25 protein-coding genes are annotated in these 22,084 nt (G+C 44.7%); 10 read left to right on the top strand and 15 right to left on the bottom strand.

Going from position 1 to position 22,084, the window contains the following annotated elements; all coding sequences use genetic code 11:
* Positions 1–146: 146 nt before the first annotated feature.
* From OO016_RS11895 to OO016_RS11880, 4 genes are all read right to left on the bottom strand, one after another.
* A complete protein-coding gene (locus tag OO016_RS11895; protein ID WP_266014224.1) occupies positions 147–869 on the bottom strand; it encodes a head GIN domain-containing protein in 723 nt (240 codons plus the stop codon).
* Between the two features lie 130 nt (positions 870–999).
* Positions 1,000–2,727 (bottom strand): PspC domain-containing protein, encoded by a 1,728-nt coding sequence (locus OO016_RS11890; RefSeq protein ID WP_266014221.1) that lies wholly within the window; start codon positions 2,725–2,727, stop codon positions 1,000–1,002.
* A gap of 2 nt (positions 2,728–2,729) precedes the next feature.
* Complete coding sequence (locus tag OO016_RS11885) at positions 2,730–3,071, bottom strand: PadR family transcriptional regulator (protein WP_266014218.1); 342 nt, start codon at positions 3,069–3,071, stop codon at positions 2,730–2,732.
* Between the two features lie 97 nt (positions 3,072–3,168).
* Positions 3,169–3,651, bottom strand: a complete 483-nt coding sequence (locus tag OO016_RS11880; protein ID WP_266014215.1) for a DUF4870 domain-containing protein — start codon at positions 3,649–3,651, stop codon at positions 3,169–3,171.
* Positions 3,652–3,783: 132 nt separating this feature from the next.
* Here OO016_RS11880 and OO016_RS11875 point away from each other — a divergent pair, with 132 nt between their 5' ends.
* From OO016_RS11875 to OO016_RS11855, 5 genes are all read left to right on the top strand, one after another.
* Positions 3,784–4,236 (top strand): DUF4442 domain-containing protein, encoded by a 453-nt coding sequence (locus OO016_RS11875; protein ID WP_266014212.1) that lies wholly within the window; start codon positions 3,784–3,786, stop codon positions 4,234–4,236.
* A gap of 22 nt (positions 4,237–4,258) precedes the next feature.
* On the top strand, positions 4,259–4,759 hold the full coding sequence (locus OO016_RS11870; protein WP_266014209.1) for a hypothetical protein: 501 nt from the start codon (positions 4,259–4,261) through the stop codon (positions 4,757–4,759).
* Positions 4,760–4,832: 73 nt separating this feature from the next.
* Positions 4,833–5,633 (top strand): TIGR00266 family protein, encoded by an 801-nt coding sequence (locus OO016_RS11865; RefSeq protein ID WP_266014207.1) that lies wholly within the window; start codon positions 4,833–4,835, stop codon positions 5,631–5,633.
* 34 nt (positions 5,634–5,667) lie between these two features.
* Positions 5,668–6,321, top strand: coding sequence for a DUF2461 domain-containing protein (locus OO016_RS11860; protein ID WP_266014205.1), 654 nt, complete (start codon positions 5,668–5,670; stop codon positions 6,319–6,321).
* Positions 6,322–6,336: 15 nt separating this feature from the next.
* Complete coding sequence (locus tag OO016_RS11855; protein WP_266014203.1) at positions 6,337–6,918, top strand: NUDIX domain-containing protein; 582 nt, start codon at positions 6,337–6,339, stop codon at positions 6,916–6,918.
* A gap of 18 nt (positions 6,919–6,936) precedes the next feature.
* Here OO016_RS11855 and OO016_RS11850 read toward each other — a convergent pair whose 3' ends face one another.
* Positions 6,937–8,277 carry a D-alanyl-D-alanine carboxypeptidase/D-alanyl-D-alanine-endopeptidase gene (locus OO016_RS11850; protein WP_266014200.1) on the bottom strand — a complete coding sequence of 447 codons (1,341 nt, stop codon included), beginning with the start codon at positions 8,275–8,277 and terminating at the stop codon, positions 6,937–6,939.
* Positions 8,278–8,357: 80 nt separating this feature from the next.
* On the opposite strand from OO016_RS11850, the gene OO016_RS11845 reads away from it, so the two are divergent.
* Positions 8,358–8,555 carry a hypothetical protein gene (locus OO016_RS11845; protein WP_266014196.1) on the top strand — a complete coding sequence of 66 codons (198 nt, stop codon included), beginning with the start codon at positions 8,358–8,360 and terminating at the stop codon, positions 8,553–8,555.
* Positions 8,556–8,586: 31 nt separating this feature from the next.
* Here OO016_RS11845 and OO016_RS11840 read toward each other — a convergent pair whose 3' ends face one another.
* Positions 8,587–9,525, bottom strand: a complete 939-nt coding sequence (locus OO016_RS11840; protein WP_266014193.1) for a LysR substrate-binding domain-containing protein — start codon at positions 9,523–9,525, stop codon at positions 8,587–8,589.
* 102 nt (positions 9,526–9,627) lie between these two features.
* Between OO016_RS11840 and OO016_RS11835 the strand changes: the two genes are divergently transcribed.
* Complete coding sequence (locus OO016_RS11835; protein WP_266014191.1) at positions 9,628–10,107, top strand: Dps family protein; 480 nt, start codon at positions 9,628–9,630, stop codon at positions 10,105–10,107.
* Between the two features lie 48 nt (positions 10,108–10,155).
* Here the strand turns inward: OO016_RS11835 and OO016_RS11830 are convergent, their stop codons facing one another.
* From OO016_RS11830 to OO016_RS11795, 8 genes are all read right to left on the bottom strand, one after another.
* Positions 10,156–10,575 (bottom strand): DUF2141 domain-containing protein, encoded by a 420-nt coding sequence (locus OO016_RS11830; protein WP_266014188.1) that lies wholly within the window; start codon positions 10,573–10,575, stop codon positions 10,156–10,158.
* A gap of 124 nt (positions 10,576–10,699) precedes the next feature.
* Positions 10,700–11,962 (bottom strand): MFS transporter, encoded by a 1,263-nt coding sequence (locus tag OO016_RS11825; protein ID WP_266014186.1) that lies wholly within the window; start codon positions 11,960–11,962, stop codon positions 10,700–10,702.
* 432 nt (positions 11,963–12,394) lie between these two features.
* On the bottom strand, positions 12,395–13,315 hold the full coding sequence (locus OO016_RS11820) for a sugar phosphate isomerase/epimerase family protein (protein ID WP_266014185.1): 921 nt from the start codon (positions 13,313–13,315) through the stop codon (positions 12,395–12,397).
* Positions 13,316–13,338: 23 nt separating this feature from the next.
* Positions 13,339–13,716, bottom strand: a complete 378-nt coding sequence (locus OO016_RS11815; protein WP_266014183.1) for a hypothetical protein — start codon at positions 13,714–13,716, stop codon at positions 13,339–13,341.
* A 106-nt stretch (positions 13,717–13,822) separates the two neighbouring features.
* The gene (locus OO016_RS11810; protein ID WP_266014181.1) at positions 13,823–14,584 is read right to left on the bottom strand and encodes a hypothetical protein; all 762 of its coding nucleotides are present in this window, start codon (positions 14,582–14,584) and stop codon (positions 13,823–13,825) included.
* A 33-nt stretch (positions 14,585–14,617) separates the two neighbouring features.
* On the bottom strand, positions 14,618–15,550 hold the full coding sequence (locus OO016_RS11805) for a nuclear transport factor 2 family protein (protein ID WP_266014179.1): 933 nt from the start codon (positions 15,548–15,550) through the stop codon (positions 14,618–14,620).
* Between the two features lie 23 nt (positions 15,551–15,573).
* Positions 15,574–16,341, bottom strand: coding sequence for a hypothetical protein (locus OO016_RS11800; RefSeq protein WP_266014177.1), 768 nt, complete (start codon positions 16,339–16,341; stop codon positions 15,574–15,576).
* A gap of 39 nt (positions 16,342–16,380) precedes the next feature.
* The gene (locus tag OO016_RS11795; RefSeq protein ID WP_266014175.1) at positions 16,381–16,896 is read right to left on the bottom strand and encodes an ester cyclase; all 516 of its coding nucleotides are present in this window, start codon (positions 16,894–16,896) and stop codon (positions 16,381–16,383) included.
* Positions 16,897–17,086: 190 nt separating this feature from the next.
* Between OO016_RS11795 and OO016_RS11790 the strand changes: the two genes are divergently transcribed.
* Together OO016_RS11790 and OO016_RS11785 are read left to right on the top strand one after the other, a co-directional pair.
* Positions 17,087–19,045: a histidine kinase dimerization/phosphoacceptor domain -containing protein gene (locus OO016_RS11790; RefSeq protein WP_266014173.1), complete on the top strand. Its 1,959-nt coding sequence runs from the start codon at positions 17,087–17,089 to the stop codon at positions 19,043–19,045.
* A gap of 1 nt (position 19,046) precedes the next feature.
* The gene (locus tag OO016_RS11785; RefSeq protein WP_266014171.1) at positions 19,047–19,781 is read left to right on the top strand and encodes a LytR/AlgR family response regulator transcription factor; all 735 of its coding nucleotides are present in this window, start codon (positions 19,047–19,049) and stop codon (positions 19,779–19,781) included.
* 5 nt (positions 19,782–19,786) lie between these two features.
* Here OO016_RS11785 and OO016_RS11780 read toward each other — a convergent pair whose 3' ends face one another.
* On the bottom strand, positions 19,787–20,398 hold the full coding sequence (locus OO016_RS11780) for an FMN-binding negative transcriptional regulator (RefSeq protein ID WP_266014169.1): 612 nt from the start codon (positions 20,396–20,398) through the stop codon (positions 19,787–19,789).
* 343 nt (positions 20,399–20,741) lie between these two features.
* On the opposite strand from OO016_RS11780, the gene OO016_RS11775 reads away from it, so the two are divergent.
* On the top strand, positions 20,742–22,079 hold the full coding sequence (locus tag OO016_RS11775; protein ID WP_266014167.1) for a 2TM domain-containing protein: 1,338 nt from the start codon (positions 20,742–20,744) through the stop codon (positions 22,077–22,079).
* Positions 22,080–22,084: the final 5 nt, after the last annotated feature.

Genomic DNA, 22,084 nt, shown 5'->3' with positions numbered 1-22,084 from the left:
TTTATTTACGAATATAGCTAAATATGGCCTTTATAAAACAAAAAAAATCCGGGCACAAAGGCCCGGATTCAGGGGTATTGGTTGCGAATCAGGTATGGAATATTAGCATCGTTATTGGTTTCACCCGAATCCGTGATAGTTGCCCCTTAGTATTCCCTAACGCTGCCGGATACTGATTTGTTTTTAGTCACATCGGCCCCACCGGTGTACTTGATATCGGCTCCGCTGCTGGCATCGGCCACGAGCTTTTTGGTTACGTTTACTCGAATATCGGCTCCACTGCTGGCATCTGCCTCACAGGTTTGCACTTTGAACTCTCCGGCCCTGATATTTGCTCCGCTGCTTGCATCGGCGTACAGGATATTGGCATCCCCACTTATACGCAGGTCGGCGCCACTACTGGTATCGGCGTGAACGATATCGGCACTAAGTTGCACCTTAAGATCGGCACCACTGCTCGCATCCAGGTAGATCTCGTCTGTCTCAATGCGGTCCTTTGTTATCAGATCAGAACCGCTGGTAGCCTTAAGAGCGCTGATCTCCGGAAGGGTTACATAAATCTTTTTGGTTGCCCTTCCAATGTTCTCAATGGCATGGATCCTCAATTTGCCATCCCTGATATCTGTACCGATAAGGTCTATGATGTTCTCGTCGGCTTCTACAAGGATCTCAAAATTCTTATCCTGGGTAATGTAAACATCAAGGCCCTCACTTGCCTCAACAGCGGTAAACTCTGAGGTTACTTCCCGCCTTTCATCTGTTACATTGCCATTTCCTCTTTTTCCTTCTCCCCAGCTCATGTCGAAGGCACATGAAGACAGGAACAGTGCTGTTAGTACTGCGATGGTGATTTTTGCTAGTGTTGTCATGATTGTCGTTTTTTTAGATTGTTTGCTGTTATTGTTTAAATCCGGTATCAAAATTCTGAAATGCCTTTAGCATCCCCCATTTTAAACTACCCAATTGTCGATTTTGTTTACTGAATTGCATTAATTGAAATTATCCTTCATCGGCCTTGATGCGGAGGCCATCTTCATCGAGCTTCATTTTGAAGGATTCCCCATCATTGTTGATGTTCACATCCACACCCTCGCGGTTGATAATAATGCGGCCTTCAGCGTCCTGGTCACCGGACCTGTCGATATCATCCGGACAGTCCAGGCATTTCAATTCGCCATTGGACTGCATTTCCCAGGTGTAGGTTACAATATCGCTGCGGTACAGGTCTTTGTCGTATCTTGTAATACGGCCCAGGTGCCTTTTGGTATTGTCGTCTAATTGAACCACCGTTCCTTCGGGCAGGTACACCGCAATCCGCACTTCCTGATCGCGCATTTTGTTCTCATATGCTGTGGTCAGGTAATTATCCATTACCAGGGTACCATTCTGCAATGCATATTGATAATCTATACTGGCTGCGCGTTCCCGGGCATCTTCGAATGAACTGCCATTGGCGTCCTTGCGAATGCGGATATGGGCCAGGCTGTCCTCGGATTTCCGGATATCAAAACGGATATCATCGGAATAGAGCAGGCGATTGCCTTCCTCATCCTGGGTAACGTATAATCCGCCTATGCCATATTGCTCTCCCTCTTCATAGAGTTCATTACGCTGCATACTAATATTCAGGGTGTCTCCATACATGGGCTGATACAGTTCTTCCTTAACAGTAGAGCTCCCACTGTAAGCGTGTGCCGCTGCCTGTTTTACACCAAGTACCATCAGTCCTATGATAGAGATCAACCATACGCCCAGGAGGGAAAATTTTGCAATATTACCAATGGATTTCAGGTTGGTCACCAGGATCTTCAACCCCAGATAGAGCAGGAAGAAGAAAGGTATCCCCACGGCAAAGAATGTGAGCAATGATACCAGCCATACGGGTGCATCGGTGTAGTTTACTATTTCATAAAAATCCACCCCCGGGATATGGATTACGTCTAGTATGCCTACTGAGAACAGGCCGATAAACAGCCCGATCAGGGATGCGGCCCCGATTATGATCAGGAGGATACCTACAAACTTTCCGATGACCTTGAAGAAGAACATGATGATGTCGCCCAGGGTATCAAAAAAAGACTTTCCGCCTTGTTTTACCTTGTTGCCAACTTCTTCGTAGTCCACGCTTTTTACACGTTCGGCAACGTCTTCAAACCCTTCTTTTACTTTGCGTTCGATATTGCTGATATTGACCGGCTCACCGGTCATGTCCAGTTTCTGGGCAGTTGTAGCTGCCTCAGGAACCAGTATCCACAACAGTATGTACGCGATAAAGCCAAAACCTGTGAACAGACCAAGTATTATAAATATAATACGTATCCAAAGTGCATCAAAGCCCAGGTAGTGTTCCAAACCGGCACACACACCTCCGATGTATTTATTGTCTATATCACGGTAGAGCTTTTTGATCTTGCTTTGAGTTGCACCACTGCTGGAAGAAGGGGCATCTTCAAAGATATCCTCGTCTACCATGTAGTCTTCTGGCTGACCCATGATCTGGATCACCTCGTCTACCTCTTTCATGGTGATCACCTGCCGCTCGCTCTCCATTTTTTCATGGAAAAGTTCTGCAATACGAGCCTCGATGTCTGAAATGATCTCGTCACTGCCTGTGGTACCGGCAAAGGATCTTTTTATGGCCTCCAGATACCGCTGCAGTTTATTGAATGCCTTTTCATCGATGTGAAAAAGTATATTCGCTAGATTTATGTTTACTGTTTTATTCATTGTTAGGCTTTTTTAGCTTTTGCTTTGGTTACCAAATTCACGGCGTTTCGCAGTTCATCCCAGGTGGTGTTCAGTTCTTTTAGAAAAACTCTACCCGTTTCCGTGAGTCCATAATATTTCCTGGGTGGTCCGGAGGTCGACTCTTCCCAACGGTAATTGAGTAACCCCGCATTTTTCAACCTTGTGAGCAAAGGGTAGATAGTACCCTCTACCACGAGCATTTTTGCGTCTTTAAGGGCGCCCAGAATCTCAGAAGCATACTTGTCTTCCTCATCCAGAATGGACAAGATGCAGTATTCCAGAACCCCTTTGCGCATTTGTGCTTTTGTGTTTTCTATGTTCATGATCTCATTGTTCTGTTAGATTAACTGTTCGTTTTCTTGATTGGTGTTGATTGATGAATAAACTTCATTGGCTTTGGTTTTGATTGATGATGATTGATTATTTGATAAAATTGATGGTGATAGGGTATTTAAATACCTGTCCCTCGTTTGTCCTGATGGTGGCCAGAATAGTGTAGACAATATTGACTACAAACAAGGCCAGATGTGCCATTCCGGCAAATCCTGCCGGCCATATAAACCGACCCCAGTTAAAATGGTCGCGATCAAAATGGAAATTTATCCCATTGAAATCGTTAAAGTCCCGGATATTCAAAATGCCGCCTTCAAAAATGTTGGGAAGGAATCCAATAATTAAAGGAACGGCAATAATGCCGAGGATAACCGAATACAATAACAGGCTGATCTGGAAGTTCAGGGCCTGTTTGCCGTTGTAATCCACAAAGGCATTTTCCTTGCGGTTGGCCAGCCAAAGTACTAGCGGAAGCAGGAAGTTCCCGAAGGGAATAAAGAACCTGCTCAGGGTAGAAGCATGTATGGCAGCGGCCAGATTTCTTTCGTGTTTGGTCAATGATTCTGTCATGGCATATTAGTTTCTTATGCAAATATATATCCAAAAGAAGGTATTATGCAATACAAAGTACTAAATATTAACATAAAATTAACATTTTAATCCTTTGAAATTATCCCTACATTTAGTGAAAGTTTGAAGAGTATGTCCAGGAAAACAAGGAGTGTCAATACCTTTTTGCTATTTAAATTGCCTTCCGCTTGGATATGCGGTGTGAGACTTAAATATATCGATGATAATCAGGCAGTGGTTAAAATCAGGCACCGCTGGATAAACCAGAACCCCTTCCGATCCATGTTCTGGGCGGTTCAGGGGATGGCTGCGGAACTAAGCACCGGAATACTGGTTATGGAAGGCATTAGAAACAGTGGTAAGAAAATCTCCATGCTGGTTGCCAACAACAAAGCTAGCTTCACCAAAAAGGCTACCGGTACCATTACGTTTACCTGTACGGAAGGAACCCTTGTGGATGACCTCATAAAAAAGGCCATTGAAACCGGGGAGGGACAGACCTGCTGGTTGCACGCCACCGGGGTAAATGAGGATAATATTGAAGTAGCTTCCTTTGCTTTTGAATGGACTGTAAAACTTAAATGACCAACCTTTAAAAGGACAAGTTATGCAAGATCAGCGTGATTTATTGTTTAAAGAGTCTCAGCGGTTTACCCAATGGTGGCTCTGGATCCTCCTTTTTGGCATATTCGCCCTGCCCATCTATGGAATAGTACAGCAATTGATCTTTAAGGAACCCTGGGGTAGCAAACCTATGCCCGATATTGGCCTTATGATCTTCGCCCTGGTTATGGCAGCTCTTGTTTACTTTATTTACTATATAAAGCTCATGACCTGGATCCATCCGGATCGTATTGTACTATCCTTCCCTCCATTTTTTAAAAGAAAACAGTTCCTGTTTGCCGATATTGAATCTGCGAAAGTGGTCACCTATGGCATATTAGTGGGATATGGATTGAGGTTCAGTCCCAAATACGGTACTGTCTACAATATCAAAGGAAACAAAGGGCTTGCGATTACCATGAAAAATGGCGGGAAATATATGATCGGCACCCAGCATCCCGCACAGGTAGAGGAATTAGTAAAACATCTCTTATCCCATATGTAACATTTCATTAATCCAATCAACTAACAACTAGAAACCATCAACTAACGACGATCAACATTTAACAAATATAAAAATGAACGCACACGAAATAGACTACCAGATCTACGGTGAGGAAATGCAATACGTAGAAATAGAACTCGATCCACAGGAAGCAGTTGTGGCCGAAGCCGGCAGCTTTATGATGATGGACAGCAATATTAAAATGAGTACAATCTTCGGGGATGGCTCCAACCAGGACAACAGCGTGCTTGGAAAGATTTTTTCCGCGGGTAAGCGCATACTAACCGGGGAAAGTCTGTTTATGACGGCTTATCTAAATGAAGGACAAGGGAAAAAGCAGGTGAGCTTTGCTTCTCCTTATCCAGGCAAGATCGTACCTATTGATCTCTCTGAGAAACAAGGCAAGTTCATTTGCCAGAAAGACGCTTTTCTATGTGCCGCAAAAGGGGTTTCAGTAGGTATTGAATTTTCCAAAAGGCTGGGAAGGGGACTGTTTGGAGGTGAAGGCTTTATTATGCAAAAACTGGAGGGTGATGGCATGGCCTTTGTCCACGCCGGGGGTACCCTGGCCCGAAAGGAACTGGCTCCTGGTGAAGTTCTTAAAGTAGATACGGGTTGTATTGTAGGCTTTACCAAGGATGTGGATTATGACATAGAATTTGTTGGAGGCATCCGTAATACCATTTTTGGAGGAGAAGGGCTATTCTTTGCCAGTCTAAGGGGTCCTGGAGTGGTATATATACAGTCGCTTCCCTTCAGCAGGCTCGCCAGCAGGGTATGGGCGGCTGCCCCTAAAGGAGGCGGAAGAAACAAGGGAGAAGGTAGTATTTTAGGCGGACTGGGCGATGTTCTGGACGGGGATAAGCCCTTCTAAACGGCTTACCCGAATATAAATCGCCGGAACCCATATGGATTTTGCCAATCTCTTTGCCTTTCTTGAAGCCCTGCAATCCAACAACAATAAATCCTGGATGGATGCCAACAGAAAATGGTACCAGGAAGTGAGGAACGATTTTATCCGTTGGCTGGATGACCTGGACCATGACCTAGCCACTATAGATCCGATGTATTACCCAACTCCTGGAAAGAAGGGTATCAACAGGATCAATAACAACCTTATGTTCCATCCTGAAAGGCCGGTTTACAAGGATCACTTTGGTGCCGGGCTGGACAAGGCACCAGGTACCGGTGACTTTTACATCCAAATAGGGGTGGGGGAATGTATGCTGGCAGGAGGATTGTGGAGGCCCGACCCCAAAAGACTCAAAAGTATTCGGGATGCGATTGATTATAATGGGGATGAACTGGTCAAAATCCTTAATCAGCCTGACTTCAAAAAGCGGTTTGGAGGATTGTATGAAGATACCCGCCTTACCAAGGTTCCAAAAGGGTTCCATTCCGCCCATCCACATTTAGAATTATTAAAAAACAAGACCTTTGCGGTAGCCTGTTCCATTAGCAGGAAGCAGGTACTGGCTCCTGATTTCAGCGATCTTGTCATAAAGGTATACCAGGAAATGCTTCCTTTCAGGCGCTATTTGAATGAGGCGATTACTGTATAATTTTACCGGATACATATGAAATACGGCAACATCAGGAATATCAAAAAAGAAACACTTTCAAAAGCCTGGTACCGCCTGTATCGTTATACATTCGACTACCAGAAGGAAGACGGAGAATGGGAAACCCAACAGCGAGAAACCTACGACAGGGGCAATGGTGCTGCAATCCTGTTATATAATCCCGAGACCTCAAGGGTAGTCCTAACCCGTCAGTTTAGAATGCCTACCTACGTAAATGGCAACCCGGATGGCATGATGGTGGAAGTCTGTGCAGGCCTTCTGGAAGGCGATGATCCGGAGTCCTGTATCATCAAAGAGGTAGAGGAAGAAACGGGTTACAAGGTTGAAAAGGTTGAAGAAGTATTTCAGGCCTATATGTCGCCGGGAGCAGTTACCGAGAAATTATACTTCTTTCTGGCCGAGTACAATGATGATATGAAGATCAGCGCGGGGGGAGGGGCACCGCATGAATCCGAACATATAGAAGTCCTGGAAGTATCTTTTGACAAAGCCCTCGCAATGATACAATCCGGGGAGATCATTGACGCCAAGAGCATATTATTACTTCAATACGCCCGCATTAAAGGAGTACTCTAAATTACTTTTTAAAGCATACTAGTAATGGTCCCGAACTCCCTCCAGAAATTCCTGCATATGGGTTTTGATCTCTGCTGAGGGTTTGCGGAAATGGTTGTTCATGAAGCTAAAAATCAACACTTTACCTTTTTTAGTGATCAAATACCCACTCAGGTTGTAGTTGTTGCCCAGGGTTCCGCTTTTGGCAAAAATGTAGGGTTTAGAATCTCCCGGGAACCAGTCTTTCAGGGTGCTGGATTCTCCGCCAGCAGGAAACAAATCAAACAGTCTTTGCCTGGGGATCTGACGGTATAGTTTCGTTAGCACGTGCACCATGGATTCCGGTGTAAACAGGTTGTATCTTGACAGGCCGGAACCATCTACCCACCGGGGCATCTGCGGCAAATCAGACAAAGACATGCTCAGGATATATTTGCGTGCCAGATCCGTGCTCAGTGAGTCTGAAAGCTCATTGGATACCATAAGCAATAGCTGTTCAGCCAGAAAATTATCGCTTTCATGCATCATCCTTTTAAGGACAGAATCTGTAAGAATTCCAGAAAGGGTCCTGTCCATCGGGGTATTCTTCCCTGGGGGCTGCAGCAGGCGTCGGCCGATGGCCTTTTCCAGCAACAATTTGATTTGCATGCTATCCGTTTTAAATGGGATCTCCAGGGTGTCAGTTCTATCCGGATCGTAGAAAAATACATTGGCTTCCTGCGAACGCTTTTTGGAAACGGCTGCAGGTAGGAGCTGCTCCCGGAACAACGAAGGGTAGGTTCTGAGGGAATCATCCTTAATGATGGTGAGCACATTTCCATACAGGGGCAGGCTACTTCGCTCTGCTGAGTAGTACTGGTCATAGTCGTCCCAGGCCCAGCCTGGCCCCAGGGGGTCATCAGCAAAATAGGGGTGATGTATGGCTATGGGACCGTCGTGCTTTTTCAGGAAATGGTAAAGCGTACTGTCCTGGAAATAGGGATGAAACTGGGTGGGATCTCCTGTGCCCGATATCACAAGGGTATCTCCCAGGTAGGTATAGTTAATTACGGGGATTTTTTCCGGCAGGAATTGCAGTGCGGTGTAAAAGGTAAATATTTTGGTATTGCTTGCCGGGGTGAAATATTTATCACTGTTTCTGCTCAACAGGGTATCCTGGTTTTCCGGATCGAGGATCATGATCCCCGTGAACTGGTTCTGGTAAAAAGATTTGGTGAGGGTTTTGCGACTTACTTTTCTTATAGCTGATTTACCTGTGGAAGCGCAAGAGTATAAAGCACTAATAATCAATATGTAAACAATAGGTTTTGTTGCTGCCCTGATCGTTTTCAATGTCAAAGAAATACGGTATTTCATCGAATTTAACACCTTATTGTCCATTTTTTAACGAATTCCCTTACAGGATATTTACCTTTTTTTGGTTAATTTTGAGTACAATCTAATTAAAACAAACAAATCTTATGGCCAGAGCAATGTTGGATTACTATAAGACAGTACTCCAAAAAGTAAGTTTTGATGTTAAATTATTTAGCAAGGAACTTAAGAAGGCCCTGAAAAGGCTGCTTCCCCATGAAATTGAAGAGTTAAAATACTGGTTGCGACTCTTTCTGACAGACAAACCGGAACTGCAACCCAGTTTAATTTATTTAAAAGGATAAAAAAGGGCCACTTACTTTAAAGTGGCCTTTTTTATTTGTTGATCGGGCTTATGATCTGAACGTCCTGAAAGGTGATTGCCCCCCGGACTACTGCAGATATTACATCCTTTATGGCCTCTGTTATCTGTATTTTCAGTTCATTCTTGTGGTAGATCAGGCTAACCTCGCGTGCCGGTGGCGGGCTTTGAAAATGCATCAGGTTTCCCTTTTTCCTATCATCCAGTACCAGCGTATTCAGGTAGGGAAGTAAGGTCATACCAAGGCCTTCATCGGACAGGTTGATCAGCGTCTCAAAACTACCGCTGTGCAACTGGAAATGCTCATCCCGGTAGTCTCCCCTTGATTTACAGAGGTTAACCACTCCATCCCGGAAGCAGTGGCCGTCCTGAAGCAATAAGATATCGCTGATATCCAATTCTTCAGGCTTAAGGAATTTCTGATCTCTCAGGCGATGCTGCGGAGGAACATAGCCTACAAATGGTTCGTAGTAAAGAGGGCGCTCCCTGATAAATTCAATTTCCAGGGGTGTTGCTGCAATGCCGCCGTCCAGGTGCCCATCCTGAATATTCCGTATCAGGCTTTCGGTGCTTTGCTCCTTTACGATAAGGTTTACCTTGGGATATTTGTTGATGAAGGTTTTCAGGAACATGGGCAGCAGGGTGGGCATTATTGTGGGAATGATCCCCAGAGAGTATTCCCCACCGATAAATCCCTTTTCCTGGTCCACTATATCCCTGATACGCTCGGCCTCGTTTACGATGTTTTTTGCCTGGGAAACGATCTTCCTGCCGGCTTCGGTAATAGAAATGGGCTTCTTGCTGCGGTCAAAAATCAGGATGTCCAGCTCATCCTCAAGTTTCTGTACCTGCATGCTCAGGGTAGGCTGGGTAACAAAGCATTTCTCGGCCGCCAAAGTAAAGTTCTGGTACTCCGCAACGGCTAAAACATATTGAAGTTGGGTTATGGTCATTTGAGATAATTCTATATAATAAAATTATAAAAAATATTGATATTATTTCCCATTATCAATAAGTTATTCTTATTAATTTTAAAGTAAATAAACACTACAGTTATGACGTTAAACAGTATCGGACTTGATCTTGAAAAGTCCAAAGCACTTGGTGCTGAACTGAACATTTTACTGGCAAATTTCCAACGCTACTATCAAAATTTGCGAGGTATTCACTGGAACATTAAGGGGAAGCGATTCTTTGATTTACACACTAAGTTTGAGGAATTGTACAACGATGCAAACCTCAAGGTAGACGAGATAGCAGAACGGGTATTAACCCTTGGTGTAACCCCACTGCATACCTTTGAAGACTACACAAAAAATTCCACTGTACCAGTGGGAGAAAACGTAACCAATGATGAAGATTCCATACGCCTCATTGTAGATTCACTTAAGGAGTTACTTATTATTGAAAGGCGTATCCTCAAAGCATCGGATGAAGCCAATGATGAGGGAACCAATTCCATGATGAGCGACTTTATCACTGAACAGGAAAAGACAGTCTGGATGATGAAAGCCTGGCTAGCTGAAGAGATGTAATCTTTTTCGATTAAAAAACAAAGGCTGCCAAATGGCAGCCTTTTTGTGTTAGAAGCGTATGCGTATTTCAAGGTCTTCCTTACCCACCTCAAATTGACTATCCTGGAAATTGGGCGGACCCATAGCAATACTATTTCCGCTGGTGCCATAAGGTTCCACAGGCATGCCACTGGCTTCAAAATCCATGCGCTGGTTGTTGTTAAAGTCCTGCATTACAGTAATAGCATAAACACCTGGGTTCACATTTCTGAACTCAAAACTGAGTTCACCGGCTTTGGCTTCGGTGGCATAGTCTGCCACACCCGCTCCGCGCATAAAATTGTCCTTGGTATAAAGCCCTGCGAGAATATTACCCTTATCGCTCAGAACATTTTCAATGACAACGCTTATGGTTACACCGGAATCTTCCTGTGCGCTCAATGAAAGGGTGCAGATGGCTAAAATTAGTGTTAGGATGTACTTGCTCATGATGATTCATTTTGTGGTTACTTGTACAAAAATGAGTTAGCTGAGCAGATTCAGGAAGAAACTCTTTCTGAATTGTAGAAATTAACCTCTGAACTGTTACAGATTATTCGCTGGCAGGAATGCTTTACTCCTCATTGTCCTGAACAATCAGGCAGAGGGCCGCTGCCAGAAACATACTTACGCCCCCCACGATCAGCGCATAAATAGATATATTTCCGAAAAATGATTTGAGCATAAAGCCCAGTATCCCTGCTGCCACAATCTGAGGTATTACGATAAAGAAATTGAATACCCCCATGTAATACCCCATCTGATGGGATGGTAGTATGCTGGAGAGCATGGCATAAGGCATGGACAAAATACTTGCCCAGGCGATACCTACGCCAACCATGGATATTAGTAATAGGTTAGGGTCCGAAATGAAATAGATAGAGATCAATCCCAGGCCGCCGAGGGCCAAAGCCACCAGATGTGTTATCCTGCGACTTAACCTTTTGGCCACAACCGGAAGCAAAAAAGCTACCAGGGCCGCAATGCCATTGTAGACTGCGAAACAGATCCCTACCCAGTCGGCACCTTCATTGTAGACTGCAGAAGTGGTATCTGAAGTTCCGTAAACATGGCTGGTGACGGCTGAAGTGGTGTAAATCCACATGGCAAAAAGAGCAAACCAGGAAAAAAATTGCACAAAAGCGAGTTGGACCATGGTTTTGGGCATTTTGAAAATCCCCATGAAGGATTCCGCCAGTCCCTGGAAAATTCCTCGTTCGGCATTCTCAGCCTTTAGTGCTTCGATATCGTCAGGCGGATATTCTTTGGTTTTTACAACCGTCCACATCACAGCGCAGAAATAAGCAATGCCACCCAGGTAAAATGAGATCCGTACAGAATCCGGGATACCCCCATCGGCAGCAACATTGCTAACCCCAAACCAGTTGGTCATCATATAGGGCAGGGCAGAGGCAATGATAGCTCCCAGTCCTATAAAAAAGCTTTGCATGGCAAAACCGCTGGTGCGTTGCTCATTGGGAAGCATATCACCCACAAACGCCCGAAAAGGTTCCATGCTAATGTTAATGGAAGCGTCCATGAGCCATAGCATGATAACAGCCATCCACAGGGCCGTAGAGTTGGGCATGGCAAACAGGGCAATGGTAGCCAGAATGGCACCAACAGCGAAAAAAGGCCGCCTCCGTCCCCATTTCCTGTGCCAGGTACGATCGCTGTAATATCCTATGATAGGCTGAACCAGGAGACCGGTCACCGGGGCTGCCAGCCAGAGAATAGGTAATTCATCCTTTGAGGCGCCAAGGGTTTCAAAGATCCGGCTCACATTCGCATTTTGCAGGGCAAAACCAAATTGGATTCCCAGGAATCCGAAACTCATATTCCAGATTTGCCAAAAACTTAGTCTTGGCTTAACGGAGCTTATGGAGATTTGTGTCATGTCTGGTTAGTTTGATTACCCTAAAATAGAATATTTATGCAAAACCAGAATATTCATTCCCGGGGATTACCAGGAGTTTTACTCTTGAAATAATCACCACAACCGTCACTTTTCAGACATGGACGACCTGTGAATTTTTAACAGTTTTACTGTCAAAATCATCCATTTGAGTGTAGTTTGTCGAAAAAACTTGCCTGTTTATCCTTATGCTCTATCTTCGAAGGACAAATCTTACTAAAACTTTATAAGCACCAAACTACTTCCTTCTGGGATTTCCATACATTTATTTATTACTCTTGGCGGTTGACATATTCAGATTTCCCGGAGGGTTGGTTTTGGTGCAAAAGTTTTGAATAAATGTTTACCGCAGAGCTAAGCCCTTTCCCAGGCCGTTTCAATCAATTTCTTTGTAGCCCTTATGCCTTCTGGCTCTGAAATGTGTTTCCCTTCGTATTCAATGCCGATATATCCCTGGTAGCCTGCTCGTTTCACAATACTGAGCATTTGCTGGTAATTGATCCTGGTCTCTTCACCCAAATCGTCAAATTCATAGGATTTAGCGCTAACTCCCTTTGCGTAGCGTATCATTTCGGTTACCCCGCGATAGGGATCGTAGCGGTTCTCACAGGGATTCTGTATACTTCCCCATTCGTGGGAGAGGCACCAGTTGCCAAAATCGGGCAGTGTACCCAGGTAAGGGTTATCTACTTCTTCAATTATGGAAACCATAAAACCAGCGTCCGAAGTGTGCAAGCCATGATTTTCAACCAGGACACTTATCTCCATGGACCGGCCAAATTCTGCAAGTCGGCCCAGGCCATCAACCAGCGCAGCTTTTAGTTGTTTTCTACTGCCTTTTCCAAAGGCATTTACACGTATGGAATGACCCCCAAGGGTTTTGATGGCCTCCATCCACTTGTAATGGTTCTCCACTGCAATAAGCCTTTTGCTTTCGTTCTTTACCCCCAGTTCTCCCTCGTCATCAACCATGATCAATAGACTCACTACTCCATGATCATCTGCGTACTGTCGCATTCTTTTCCAGAAAGCGGTGTCCCTGGCCTTTTCTTTATAGAAGGCATTCACATACTCAACCGCTTTAATTCCATACGTTTCAGAGGCGATACCTGCAAACTGTTCCGGATCGAGTTCCCCGGCAAAGAAAGCCCGGTTTAAGGACCATTGTGCCAGTGAAATATTGGGTTTTGATATTGTTAATTCCCTAAGCGGATCCAGCCAGGAGAAGGCCATAGGACTGTATACGGCTAAAGTTCCCAGTGCCGTATTTTTCATAAATCGTCTACGGTTTTGCATCCCTATTCCAGTGCTGGCTGGTTACGCTTGGCAACAATTTCGACCAGCCAGTAGATCAACTGACCCAGTCCGCTGACAAAAACGAACAACAAAATCCATAGTAACAGCAAGTTGTTTTTCTGGAGGTTGGGATTTTGCACGGCGTGGACGATGTAGAAAACCAGGCTGGCTATTGAAAGGAGGATCACCACAAAAAGCACGACCATAAAAATGCCCAGCCATCCAAAGATAAGTTCAGGCGGACCTTCATGATGTCCTTCCAGCTCCGGGATATTACTCAAAACAGAGAAAAGAAAAGCAAAATACCCCAGCATGATAATAAAGAAGATAATAATGGGGGAAAGCGCAAAAAATGCCTGCCAGTACTTGTTGTGAATCATTTTGAACTAGGTTGTGGTTACTCTTTAAAGTTACGGAATAATCCCCTTTATAACAACAAAACCCGGGCACGTCCCGGGTCCTGTCGTTTGGTTGGTTGTTGATTGGTTATTGACGGGTAGCTGCCACTACACGACTGCTCAACCCGCTCAGGTCTTCCCGGTATACCCAGAGTTCGTGACGTTCGCCATCGGTGGTTGCCTCAATGGTTTTCATGAATTTGGCCATGCTTCCTTCGCCATGGACAGCTTCATAATCCTGCCAGAAAGTATCGGACTCGCCCATCCAGGAAGACTTATCAAAGAAATCTACCCAGGCAAAATCGTTACCCTGCATATTGGCCATCTCATTGGTGTATATTCCATAGATCTGGTCTGATCGCTTTTCTTTATACACCTTTTGTACTTTCTCTACGGCATTGATGAATTCCATATCCCTGAACCTTTTGACATCCACCACAAAAACCAGCAGATTCTTCAGGTCGAAATCACTGGAAAAATTGGAACGGTCCGGATGGAAACGCCAGTAGTTCACTTCACTTTCTGCCTCCACGTATTTTATAACATTGTTGTTCCAGTCTTCATCGTGGCCATCCTGAGCCGGACGGCTATCGAATGCGGCCCAGGGGATGGGACCCATATTCCACATATACTTACCGGAATTGACCCCGTTGGAGATCCAGTAGACGCGCGCACCATAGACCTCGTCTGCATGGTATTTCTTGTTATGGGCTGCCATTCCGGCTTCAAATTCACTTACATGTTCGGGATTTACGGTAAGCATTACATTTTCTATAACCATATGACCCCCGCTTTCCTGGGCCAGCAGAAGGCCGGGAAGGACGAATAACAGATAAATTATTTTTTTCATTTTAATGTTTTAATAGTTAGTGTTTATAGTTGTCTATTCTCCGGCAGGAGGACTAACTGTATACCCCAACTGGTTATAAAGTTCCATATTGTCAAAATAGGCATCTTCCTGAATGGCTTTACCATCTGCATCAAATGTCCATATACTCATGCCATGGGTTTTGATAGCTTTTCCCGTAGGGGCATTGCCCATGAATTCTCCCGTATTTGTACCGGTAACCGTCCAGGTGAGGTAGGATTTTCCATCGCGTATCACATAGCTGTCGACAACCACATTGAAATCCGGGAAAGCCGAATGGAATACATCCATCAGTCCGGCATATTCTTCCAGGTTACTAGCTATTCGAATGCCATTAGCATTCCGCACAACATTGGGTGAGGCAGCCGAGGCAAAGAGCTCTTTATCATAATTGCTCCAGGCTTCGGCAACTTTTGCCTGGTTGGCCATAATGGCTTGTTCTGCTTCAGGGGCATTCTGCATGGCCGTGAGTTCTGCCATGGCATTTTGGATGATAGATCCGTCCCAGAAACCGTATTCTTCCACGATTTTCCCGTCTTCAACATTAACAGACAGGTGAACTGGTACATCCATTGATTTGTCGCTGCCTGTTGGCGTTGCCTGCCAGACTCCCCAGAAGTTCACCCAGGTTTTTCCATTGTTGTCTATTACCTTTTCGTAAAAAATTGGCTCGTCTTTAAAACTGTAGGTACTGAAAGGAGCAAGGGACTCCTGGAAAGCCTCTTTAAGCTCATTTGCCGTAATTCCTTCATCCCAGTTATTGTGATAAACTTTAGCGGTATCCGCGTATTTGGTTAACCAGGACTCCCAGTTGCCCTGTTCGTAATCGGCAACAAGGCTTTTAACTACGTCTATTTCAGGACCAGTGGTGCTGTAACGTTCTGGTCCCTGTGACTGGCACCCTGCGATTAAGAGTAATACGAGTGCGGCATAAAATAAATTCTTCATTTGTTTCATAGTTTAAATGGTTATTAGTTTGAAGGCGAATAGGCCATATCAGGTCGCATTTGGCCAGCGATCTCTTCATATTTCAATAGGTTCCCCCAAAGTTCCCCCATTACTTTTTGTCCGTCCTCCCCCAGAAGTTTTTGGTTATCCATCCCACTCTGGGCATAGTCTACCGGATCTTTGGCGGCAATGGCAACCATATAATACTCTCCGCGATTTCCAAACCCACTTCTATATACGCGATAATCTACTTTGGATCCTTTGGCTACAAAAAGGTCTTTCACAGCCTTCATTTTTTCCCTGACAGTCGCACGTTTTTCGGGGGTGAAGTAGAGGTAGTGAAATTTGCGGTAGTTCTGTCCCTCGGGCGTCTGTGTAATGCCACCTGGCATGTAAGACAGTTCTTTGTCCAGGTAAATAACATAGTCATGTTCTGTGTCATAGCACTTGTCCATCCTGCCAAAAAGGGCTCCCATTTTATCGCCCCCCATTTTTTCCGCTAAACCTGGAAAAGGAGATTTATCCAAATCGGCCATATTGTCTATAGCACCAACAAAAAGGTAACGCGAATCTGCCGTATTGGTTACAATCCATCCATCATTCTGAATGTTATGGGTTTTCATATTTTCAAGAAGTTCTTTACAAACTGCCTCATATTCCCCAACCATTCCTGGCTTAACAACATCCTCGTGCACCCAGAATGCCTGTGGACTATTATCCTGTGCCAGAATTAGTGCAGGCACCATAAAGATCAGGCCAAGGATTAGGGTTTTGATTTTTTGTGTTCTCATAATTGATAGTTTTAGGTTACTGTTTTTATTATTAGGTAATTATTCCAGGTTTGGTGGTATCAGGCTGTATCCCATTTGCTGCAGCAGTTCCAGTTCATTGTAATAGACAATTTCCTGAATTATTTTGCCCTCTTTGCTGAAGTTCAGGTGAGACAAGCCGTTAATGTTTATGCGCTTGCCGGTTGGACGGATCTCACCGAAAACGCCTGTATTGGTTCCCTGGGCATTCCACTGAATAAATGCCAGGTTATCCTTGTAATGTACATCACCTGCTGTGATTACCAGATCTGGAAATGCAGTAAAGAATAGGCGCAAATGCGCTTCCAGTTCTGCAGGCCCTATGGCAACTTTAACCCCATTCATATAGCGCGTGGATTCCGATGAGGTTAGCCCTTGCAGCGCATTAAAGCTTCTTTGATTCCAGCAGCTGTCTATCCATATGCTTACCTGCCTGGATAGTTGTGCTTCTCTTTCCCCAACATTCTTCTGCTGATCCGATTTACAAGCCAAAGGTGCAAGTATCAGGAAGATGATTATAAAGGGCCAGGCTTTCATGTATGCGCGTTAATTAAAGGGAAAAGACAGCAATCTTGAAGTAATCCTTTTATTGTCAGATAAGGAAGCGCTTAAGGACGGATAGGTGGTTTTATTGTCCGAAACTGCTGTTTTTTTTAGCGAATGTAACAGCTCTGGAAAATTTGCTTATCTTTAAAATTCTCATTTTCAATGAGGCAACCGACCTGAAATGAAAAACGGTGCCCTAACCACGGCCTTTCTTATAGCCCACCTCCTTTGGGTATCTATACCTGTTTATGCCCAAATAATAGATCCCGGCAAGAATAACCCATATAATAAGGTTTTTGTAGACACCGATAATTTCGGTGTTTCCTATCTGGATTCTCTGGAACTGGGTTTGGAAAGGGTGGACTCAGATCAGGTTAAAATGGTAATCCTCAATGACCTTGCCTATTACTGGCATACCAGAAACCTCAATCGCTCGGAGGAATTGGCCCTTAGCGGCATTCAAATGGCGGAAGACCTGGGCGATACGCTTGCCCTGGGCCGTTTTCAATCAACCCTGGGTGCGATACTGTTGCGGATGGAAAAACTGGATTCGGCCTTGTTTGTGCTAAAAAAGGCAAGATCCAGGCTGGGGCCAGAGGAACTCCCATTTTTGCTAACCCAAATGGGCTATGTTTACGAAAGACAGGGGGCATTGGACGATGCGGCCGATTATGCGATGGAGGCCCTGAAAATCGCTGAAAGCAATCAGGATAGTTATGGGATTGCTGTGGCATACAGCGATCTTAGCAATTTATTCTGGAAACAGGAGAAGTACGAGAAAGGACTGGATTACGGCCTCAGGGCTATAGACCTCTTTGAAAAATCCGGCCTGAATAACCTGGATTACGATTTCACACTATATGTGGTGGGCAATCAGTACCTCGCACTAAACCAATATCAGGAAGCGAGAAAAAATTTCGACCATGCCATTGCTATTGGTGAGCGATACGGATTTTACAATAACCTTTCGGATGCTTATATCTCCATGGTAGAGCTACTAGCCCTCCAAAATCAATATGAAGAGGCAAGTATGGCAGCTGAGAATGCCATAAAATATGCAGAATTGCTCGATAATAATTTTATGCTGATGCGTTCCTGGCTCTCCCTGGGAAAACTACAGTACTTGCAGGGCAAGTTTTTATCTGCTATTGAAAGCCTCGAAAACAGTATCCGAATCGCAACTCCAGAATTCGGTGATGCCTTTTTCCTGAGTCAGGCTTATGAAAACCTCGGGAAGGCCTATGCCGGAAGTCATAATTATAAGGAAGCTTATCTGGCCTTTGAAAAATACGACGCGCTTAAAAACACGGTGTTCAACGCACAGTCGGATCAACGAATAAGCCAGTTGGAGTATCAGTTCGACTCGGCTGAGAAAGACAGCACCATACTGGAGCAGGAATCCAAGATTCAGAGACAGCGTGCTACCCAGACCTTTATTATTGTTATAACGGCAATGCTGGTGGTGGTTCTGGTTCTTCTCTATACCACCCTACAGAGCAATAGCCGGAAAAAGGAACTGCTGGAACAGCAAAACCGGGAAAAAGAGTACCTCCTTAAGGAAATTCACCATCGGGTTAAGAACAACCTGGAGATTGTTTCGAGCTTGCTGGCCCTGCAATCGGCCCAATTGCAGGATAGTAAAATAGCCGATGCCATGCAAAAAAGCGAACAGCGCATCCACAGCATGAGTATGATCCACCAGAAATTATACCAGGGGAAAAGCCTTTCCAAGATAGAGATGAGGGACTATTTTGAGAACCTGGGCAATTATATTATCCACACCTTTGGCAAGGAAGGTGAGGTAGTGCTGCAATGCAATATGCCGGCCCTTGAACTGGATGTGGACTATGCAGTACCCATTGGGCTTATCGTAAATGAACTGCTAACCAATGCACTCAAATACGCCTATCCGGCTGGCCAGAAAGGGTTGGTACAGGTTGCCCTTACCCAACAGGGAAAACAGTTATTCCTGAAGGTATCCGATGATGGCATAGGGAAAGACATAACCAATATGCGAGGTACTGGTTTTGGTACCCAGCTCATTGCACTGCTCACCGATCAACTGGATGGAAAAATGGAACTTTCAGTAGAGCGCGGCACATCGGTTAGTTTTGAATTCCAGCTAAACCAGGCTGCCTGATATGGAGAAACAAAAACGCATATTGATTGTAGAAGATGATATGATCATCGCGGCCAACCTGTCGCTCCAATTAAGCCAGCTTAACTATGAAATTACAGGCATAGAATCAAGAGGTGAAGAGGCTGTTTTGCACGCCCAGCTCAATCCACCGGATATGGTTTTAATGGATATCAATCTCAGAGGAGCTTTGGATGGAGTTGAAACAGCCAGGAGAATCCATGAACACCAGGACATACCTGTTATATACCTTACGGCTAACAACGATGAGGCCACATTCAATCGAGCTAAAGAAACCCGTCCCAGGGCATTCATATCCAAACCCTTTAATAAACTGGACCTGCAGCGCACTGTGGCGCTGGTTGCGGAGGAAATTCGAACGGAAACGGATGGCCCGAAGCCGCAAAGCGGGGAAGTGGCGGTGATGAACGACCGGGTGTTTATCCGGCATAACGGTAAGATGATCAAATTGCTCCTGGATCAGATATTGTATATAGAAGCCGACCGCAATTATTGCAAATTGGCAACCAATTCCGGGGAGTATCTTGTAGTTTGTACCCTGAAAACTATTGAAGGGGAATTAGATACCTCAAAATTTGTAAGGGTTCACAGGTCCTTTATGGTCAATTTGGCCAAACTGGATGTAGTGGCCGAAGGTCATCTGGAAATCGCTCGCAAAACTATTCCGATCAGTAAGTCTTACAAAGAACAGCTGATGGCCAGACTGCACACCCTGTAAGCTTTTCAGGGCTGATCTTTATCCATATGCTTAATAATCCCGGAGTCCCCTCCCCGGTTCCTTTTGCACAATTCTTCTATGATTCGCTCATGGTCTTTCTCCCTTCCCTGCGATAATTTGAAGGCAGCCTGAACCTCTTCAATATCGATCTGGAAACCCACTACACCATTAACCTGTCTCAGGGTTTGATCAGACATTTCACTCAGGGAAACAGGGTGTTTGGATTGGGCCTCATATTTATCTACCAGCCGATGCAGGGAAGCCATTACTTCTTCCTCCTTCAATATCCTGAGCGTACCATATATATGAACGGCAACATAGTTCCATGTTGGGACTTCTTCATCCTGATACCAGGAGGACGAAATGTAGGCATGAGGCCCGTTAAAAATGGCCAGCACCTGAGTATCTGGTTGGAAATGTTTCCATTGAGGATTGCGTCTGGCCATATGGCCGGTAAGCACTTGCTTTCCTTTGGGAGTAGTTTCCAACTCCAGGGGCAGGTGAGTGGCCCACGGCCTGTTATCTACCTGGCTCACCAGGATGGCAAAGGCGTTGTCTCTGAGAAAATCCTTTACCTCTTCCAGGTTTTCATTGCGGTATTGCAGTGGGATATACATAGTGGAAAAATGTGATCAAAGATAGCCAATTTTGAAGGTTGGCTTGAATTGGCAGCACTAACGGGATGCTCATCTACAGTTCGGTAAGGGCAATTGACAGTTCAGTAATCCATGTTGTGCATAATTTAATTGAAGGCGCACCTTTGCTAAAAAATGAAGAATAATGCAATTTATAATCCCTCTTATTATTGTTTGCTATTGCCTTGTACTCCTATTTTTATGACAGGATTTATCATAGCTAAATGCCAGCTTCACCGGAAGTTTACTAATTTTATTTACCGGCCGTCCCAGTGGAAATCTCAGGTTTTATCCATTGGTTGGCCCTTTTTGAAACATATTCAACATGTACAGAAAGATCATTAAAATATTGCTCGTCGGATTTTTAATTGGCTTTGTTATGTCCTTTGTCTTTATTGGCATACAGGTCCTTGCGGGAAATCAGAATCTGGGAAACTACAACGAGATCCTTGAGCAGGTTGGCAACTATATGCTCTATTCCATCGTACTCACTTTTATCAATGTGAGCTGGTTCGATTACCTGAATGATAAAGTCAAGTGGAAAAAATACGCTCGCTATCGCTTGCTCATAGGGGCTTTGGGGGCAGTAGTTTTCACCATGCTGGGAATTCTTGTCATCCGTATGTTCCTCGAAATGTATGTTGGGGGTGAGTCCTGGGAGGAGTTTGTTTCCGAAGAACGGATTGTTCATTATTACGTTGCTCTGCTAATTACACTTGTAGTAACCGTTTTTTTTCACGCAGTCCATTTTTACAAACTTTCCAGGGATAAGCAGATCAAAGAACAGAAGATAATTGCGGGAACGGCATCTGCGCGCTTCGATGCCCTGAAAAACCAATTGGATCCCCATTTCCTGTTTAACAGCCTTAACGTGCTCACCAGTTTAATTGAGGAAGATTCTGCTCAGGCCCAAAAATTCACAACATCCTTATCCAAGGTCTACCGATATGTGCTTGAACAAAAGAACAAGGATCTGGTAACCGTAAATGAAGAGTTGCAATTTGCAAGGACCTATGTTCGCCTGCTCAAAATGCGTTTTGAAGACAGTATCGTTTTTGATATTCCTGAAGAGGCCAGCAACCCGGAGGCCAAAATTGTTCCCTTATCGTTGCAATTGCTTTTGGAAAATGCAGTAAAACACAATGTGGTCACGGGGTCCAAGCCCCTGCATATTAAAGTCTTTGAGGAAGATGGATATCTGGTTATCCACAATAATCTGCAGGAGAAATCCGTCGTAAAGAGAAGCAGTGGGGTAGGCCTCAGAAATATACAGCAACGCTATCAGATACTTACAGATAGACAGGTGGTGATTGATAAGTCAATAGATGCATTCCAGGTCAGTATTCCCATGCTAACCCGGCAGAAATCTGAAGTAACGAGACAGGAAGTTTATATAGAAGACAAGCGCTATCAGAAGGCTAAAGAACGTGTGGAAGCGATAAAATCCTTTTACGGCAACCTAGTCGCTTATTGCATGGTTATTCCTGGCCTTGCCTACCTCAATTATGTCACTACAAGCTGGCCCTGGGTGGTCTTTCCTGCTGTGGGCTGGGGTTTTGGCTTGCTTATTCACGGCATGGAGGCCTTTGGGTATAACCCCTTGTGGGGCAAGCGTTGGGAGGAAAAAAAGCTTCGCGAGTTAATGGAACGCGATGATTTTTAGCCATG

Origin of the sequence: Lentiprolixibacter aurantiacus (genome assembly GCF_026241225.1) — a bacterium.
GTDB lineage: Bacteria > Bacteroidota > Bacteroidia > Flavobacteriales > Flavobacteriaceae > Lentiprolixibacter > Lentiprolixibacter aurantiacus.
Note: the sequence above shows the minus strand (reverse complement) of the source record. Positions and strands in the feature narration are given on the sequence as shown.

Excerpts from the sequence above, each read along its gene's own strand:
- OO016_RS11815 (WP_266014183.1), bottom strand. The coding sequence starts at position 13,716 with ATGATTCACAACAAGTACTGGCAGGCATTTTTTGCGCTTTCCCCCATT.
- OO016_RS11840 (WP_266014193.1), bottom strand. The coding sequence starts at position 9,525 with ATGACCATAACCCAACTTCAATATGTTTTAGCCGTTGCGGAGTACCAG.
- OO016_RS11855 (WP_266014203.1), top strand. The coding sequence starts at position 6,337 with ATGAAATACGGCAACATCAGGAATATCAAAAAAGAAACACTTTCAAAA.
- OO016_RS11785 (WP_266014171.1), top strand. The coding sequence starts at position 19,047 with ATGGAGAAACAAAAACGCATATTGATTGTAGAAGATGATATGATCATC.
- OO016_RS11870 (WP_266014209.1), top strand. The coding sequence starts at position 4,259 with ATGCAAGATCAGCGTGATTTATTGTTTAAAGAGTCTCAGCGGTTTACC.
- OO016_RS11780 (WP_266014169.1), bottom strand. The coding sequence starts at position 20,398 with ATGTATATCCCACTGCAATACCGCAATGAAAACCTGGAAGAGGTAAAG.
- OO016_RS11865 (WP_266014207.1), top strand. The coding sequence starts at position 4,833 with ATGAACGCACACGAAATAGACTACCAGATCTACGGTGAGGAAATGCAA.
- OO016_RS11820 (WP_266014185.1), bottom strand. The coding sequence starts at position 13,315 with ATGAAAAATACGGCACTGGGAACTTTAGCCGTATACAGTCCTATGGCC.
- OO016_RS11850 (WP_266014200.1), bottom strand. The coding sequence starts at position 8,277 with ATGGACAATAAGGTGTTAAATTCGATGAAATACCGTATTTCTTTGACA.
- OO016_RS11885 (WP_266014218.1), bottom strand. The coding sequence starts at position 3,071 with ATGAACATAGAAAACACAAAAGCACAAATGCGCAAAGGGGTTCTGGAA.
- OO016_RS11805 (WP_266014179.1), bottom strand. The coding sequence starts at position 15,550 with ATGAAGAATTTATTTTATGCCGCACTCGTATTACTCTTAATCGCAGGG.
- OO016_RS11810 (WP_266014181.1), bottom strand. The coding sequence starts at position 14,584 with ATGAAAAAAATAATTTATCTGTTATTCGTCCTTCCCGGCCTTCTGCTG.
- OO016_RS11860 (WP_266014205.1), top strand. The coding sequence starts at position 5,668 with ATGGATTTTGCCAATCTCTTTGCCTTTCTTGAAGCCCTGCAATCCAAC.
- OO016_RS11775 (WP_266014167.1), top strand. The coding sequence starts at position 20,742 with ATGTACAGAAAGATCATTAAAATATTGCTCGTCGGATTTTTAATTGGC.
- OO016_RS11880 (WP_266014215.1), bottom strand. The coding sequence starts at position 3,651 with ATGACAGAATCATTGACCAAACACGAAAGAAATCTGGCCGCTGCCATA.
- OO016_RS11845 (WP_266014196.1), top strand. The coding sequence starts at position 8,358 with ATGGCCAGAGCAATGTTGGATTACTATAAGACAGTACTCCAAAAAGTA.
- OO016_RS11825 (WP_266014186.1), bottom strand. The coding sequence starts at position 11,962 with ATGAGTTTCGGATTCCTGGGAATCCAATTTGGTTTTGCCCTGCAAAAT.
- OO016_RS11875 (WP_266014212.1), top strand. The coding sequence starts at position 3,784 with ATGTCCAGGAAAACAAGGAGTGTCAATACCTTTTTGCTATTTAAATTG.
- OO016_RS11835 (WP_266014191.1), top strand. The coding sequence starts at position 9,628 with ATGACGTTAAACAGTATCGGACTTGATCTTGAAAAGTCCAAAGCACTT.
- OO016_RS11800 (WP_266014177.1), bottom strand. The coding sequence starts at position 16,341 with ATGAGAACACAAAAAATCAAAACCCTAATCCTTGGCCTGATCTTTATG.
- OO016_RS11890 (WP_266014221.1), bottom strand. The coding sequence starts at position 2,727 with ATGAATAAAACAGTAAACATAAATCTAGCGAATATACTTTTTCACATC.
- OO016_RS11895 (WP_266014224.1), bottom strand. The coding sequence starts at position 869 with ATGACAACACTAGCAAAAATCACCATCGCAGTACTAACAGCACTGTTC.
- OO016_RS11795 (WP_266014175.1), bottom strand. The coding sequence starts at position 16,896 with ATGAAAGCCTGGCCCTTTATAATCATCTTCCTGATACTTGCACCTTTG.
- OO016_RS11790 (WP_266014173.1), top strand. The coding sequence starts at position 17,087 with ATGAAAAACGGTGCCCTAACCACGGCCTTTCTTATAGCCCACCTCCTT.
- OO016_RS11830 (WP_266014188.1), bottom strand. The coding sequence starts at position 10,575 with ATGAGCAAGTACATCCTAACACTAATTTTAGCCATCTGCACCCTTTCA.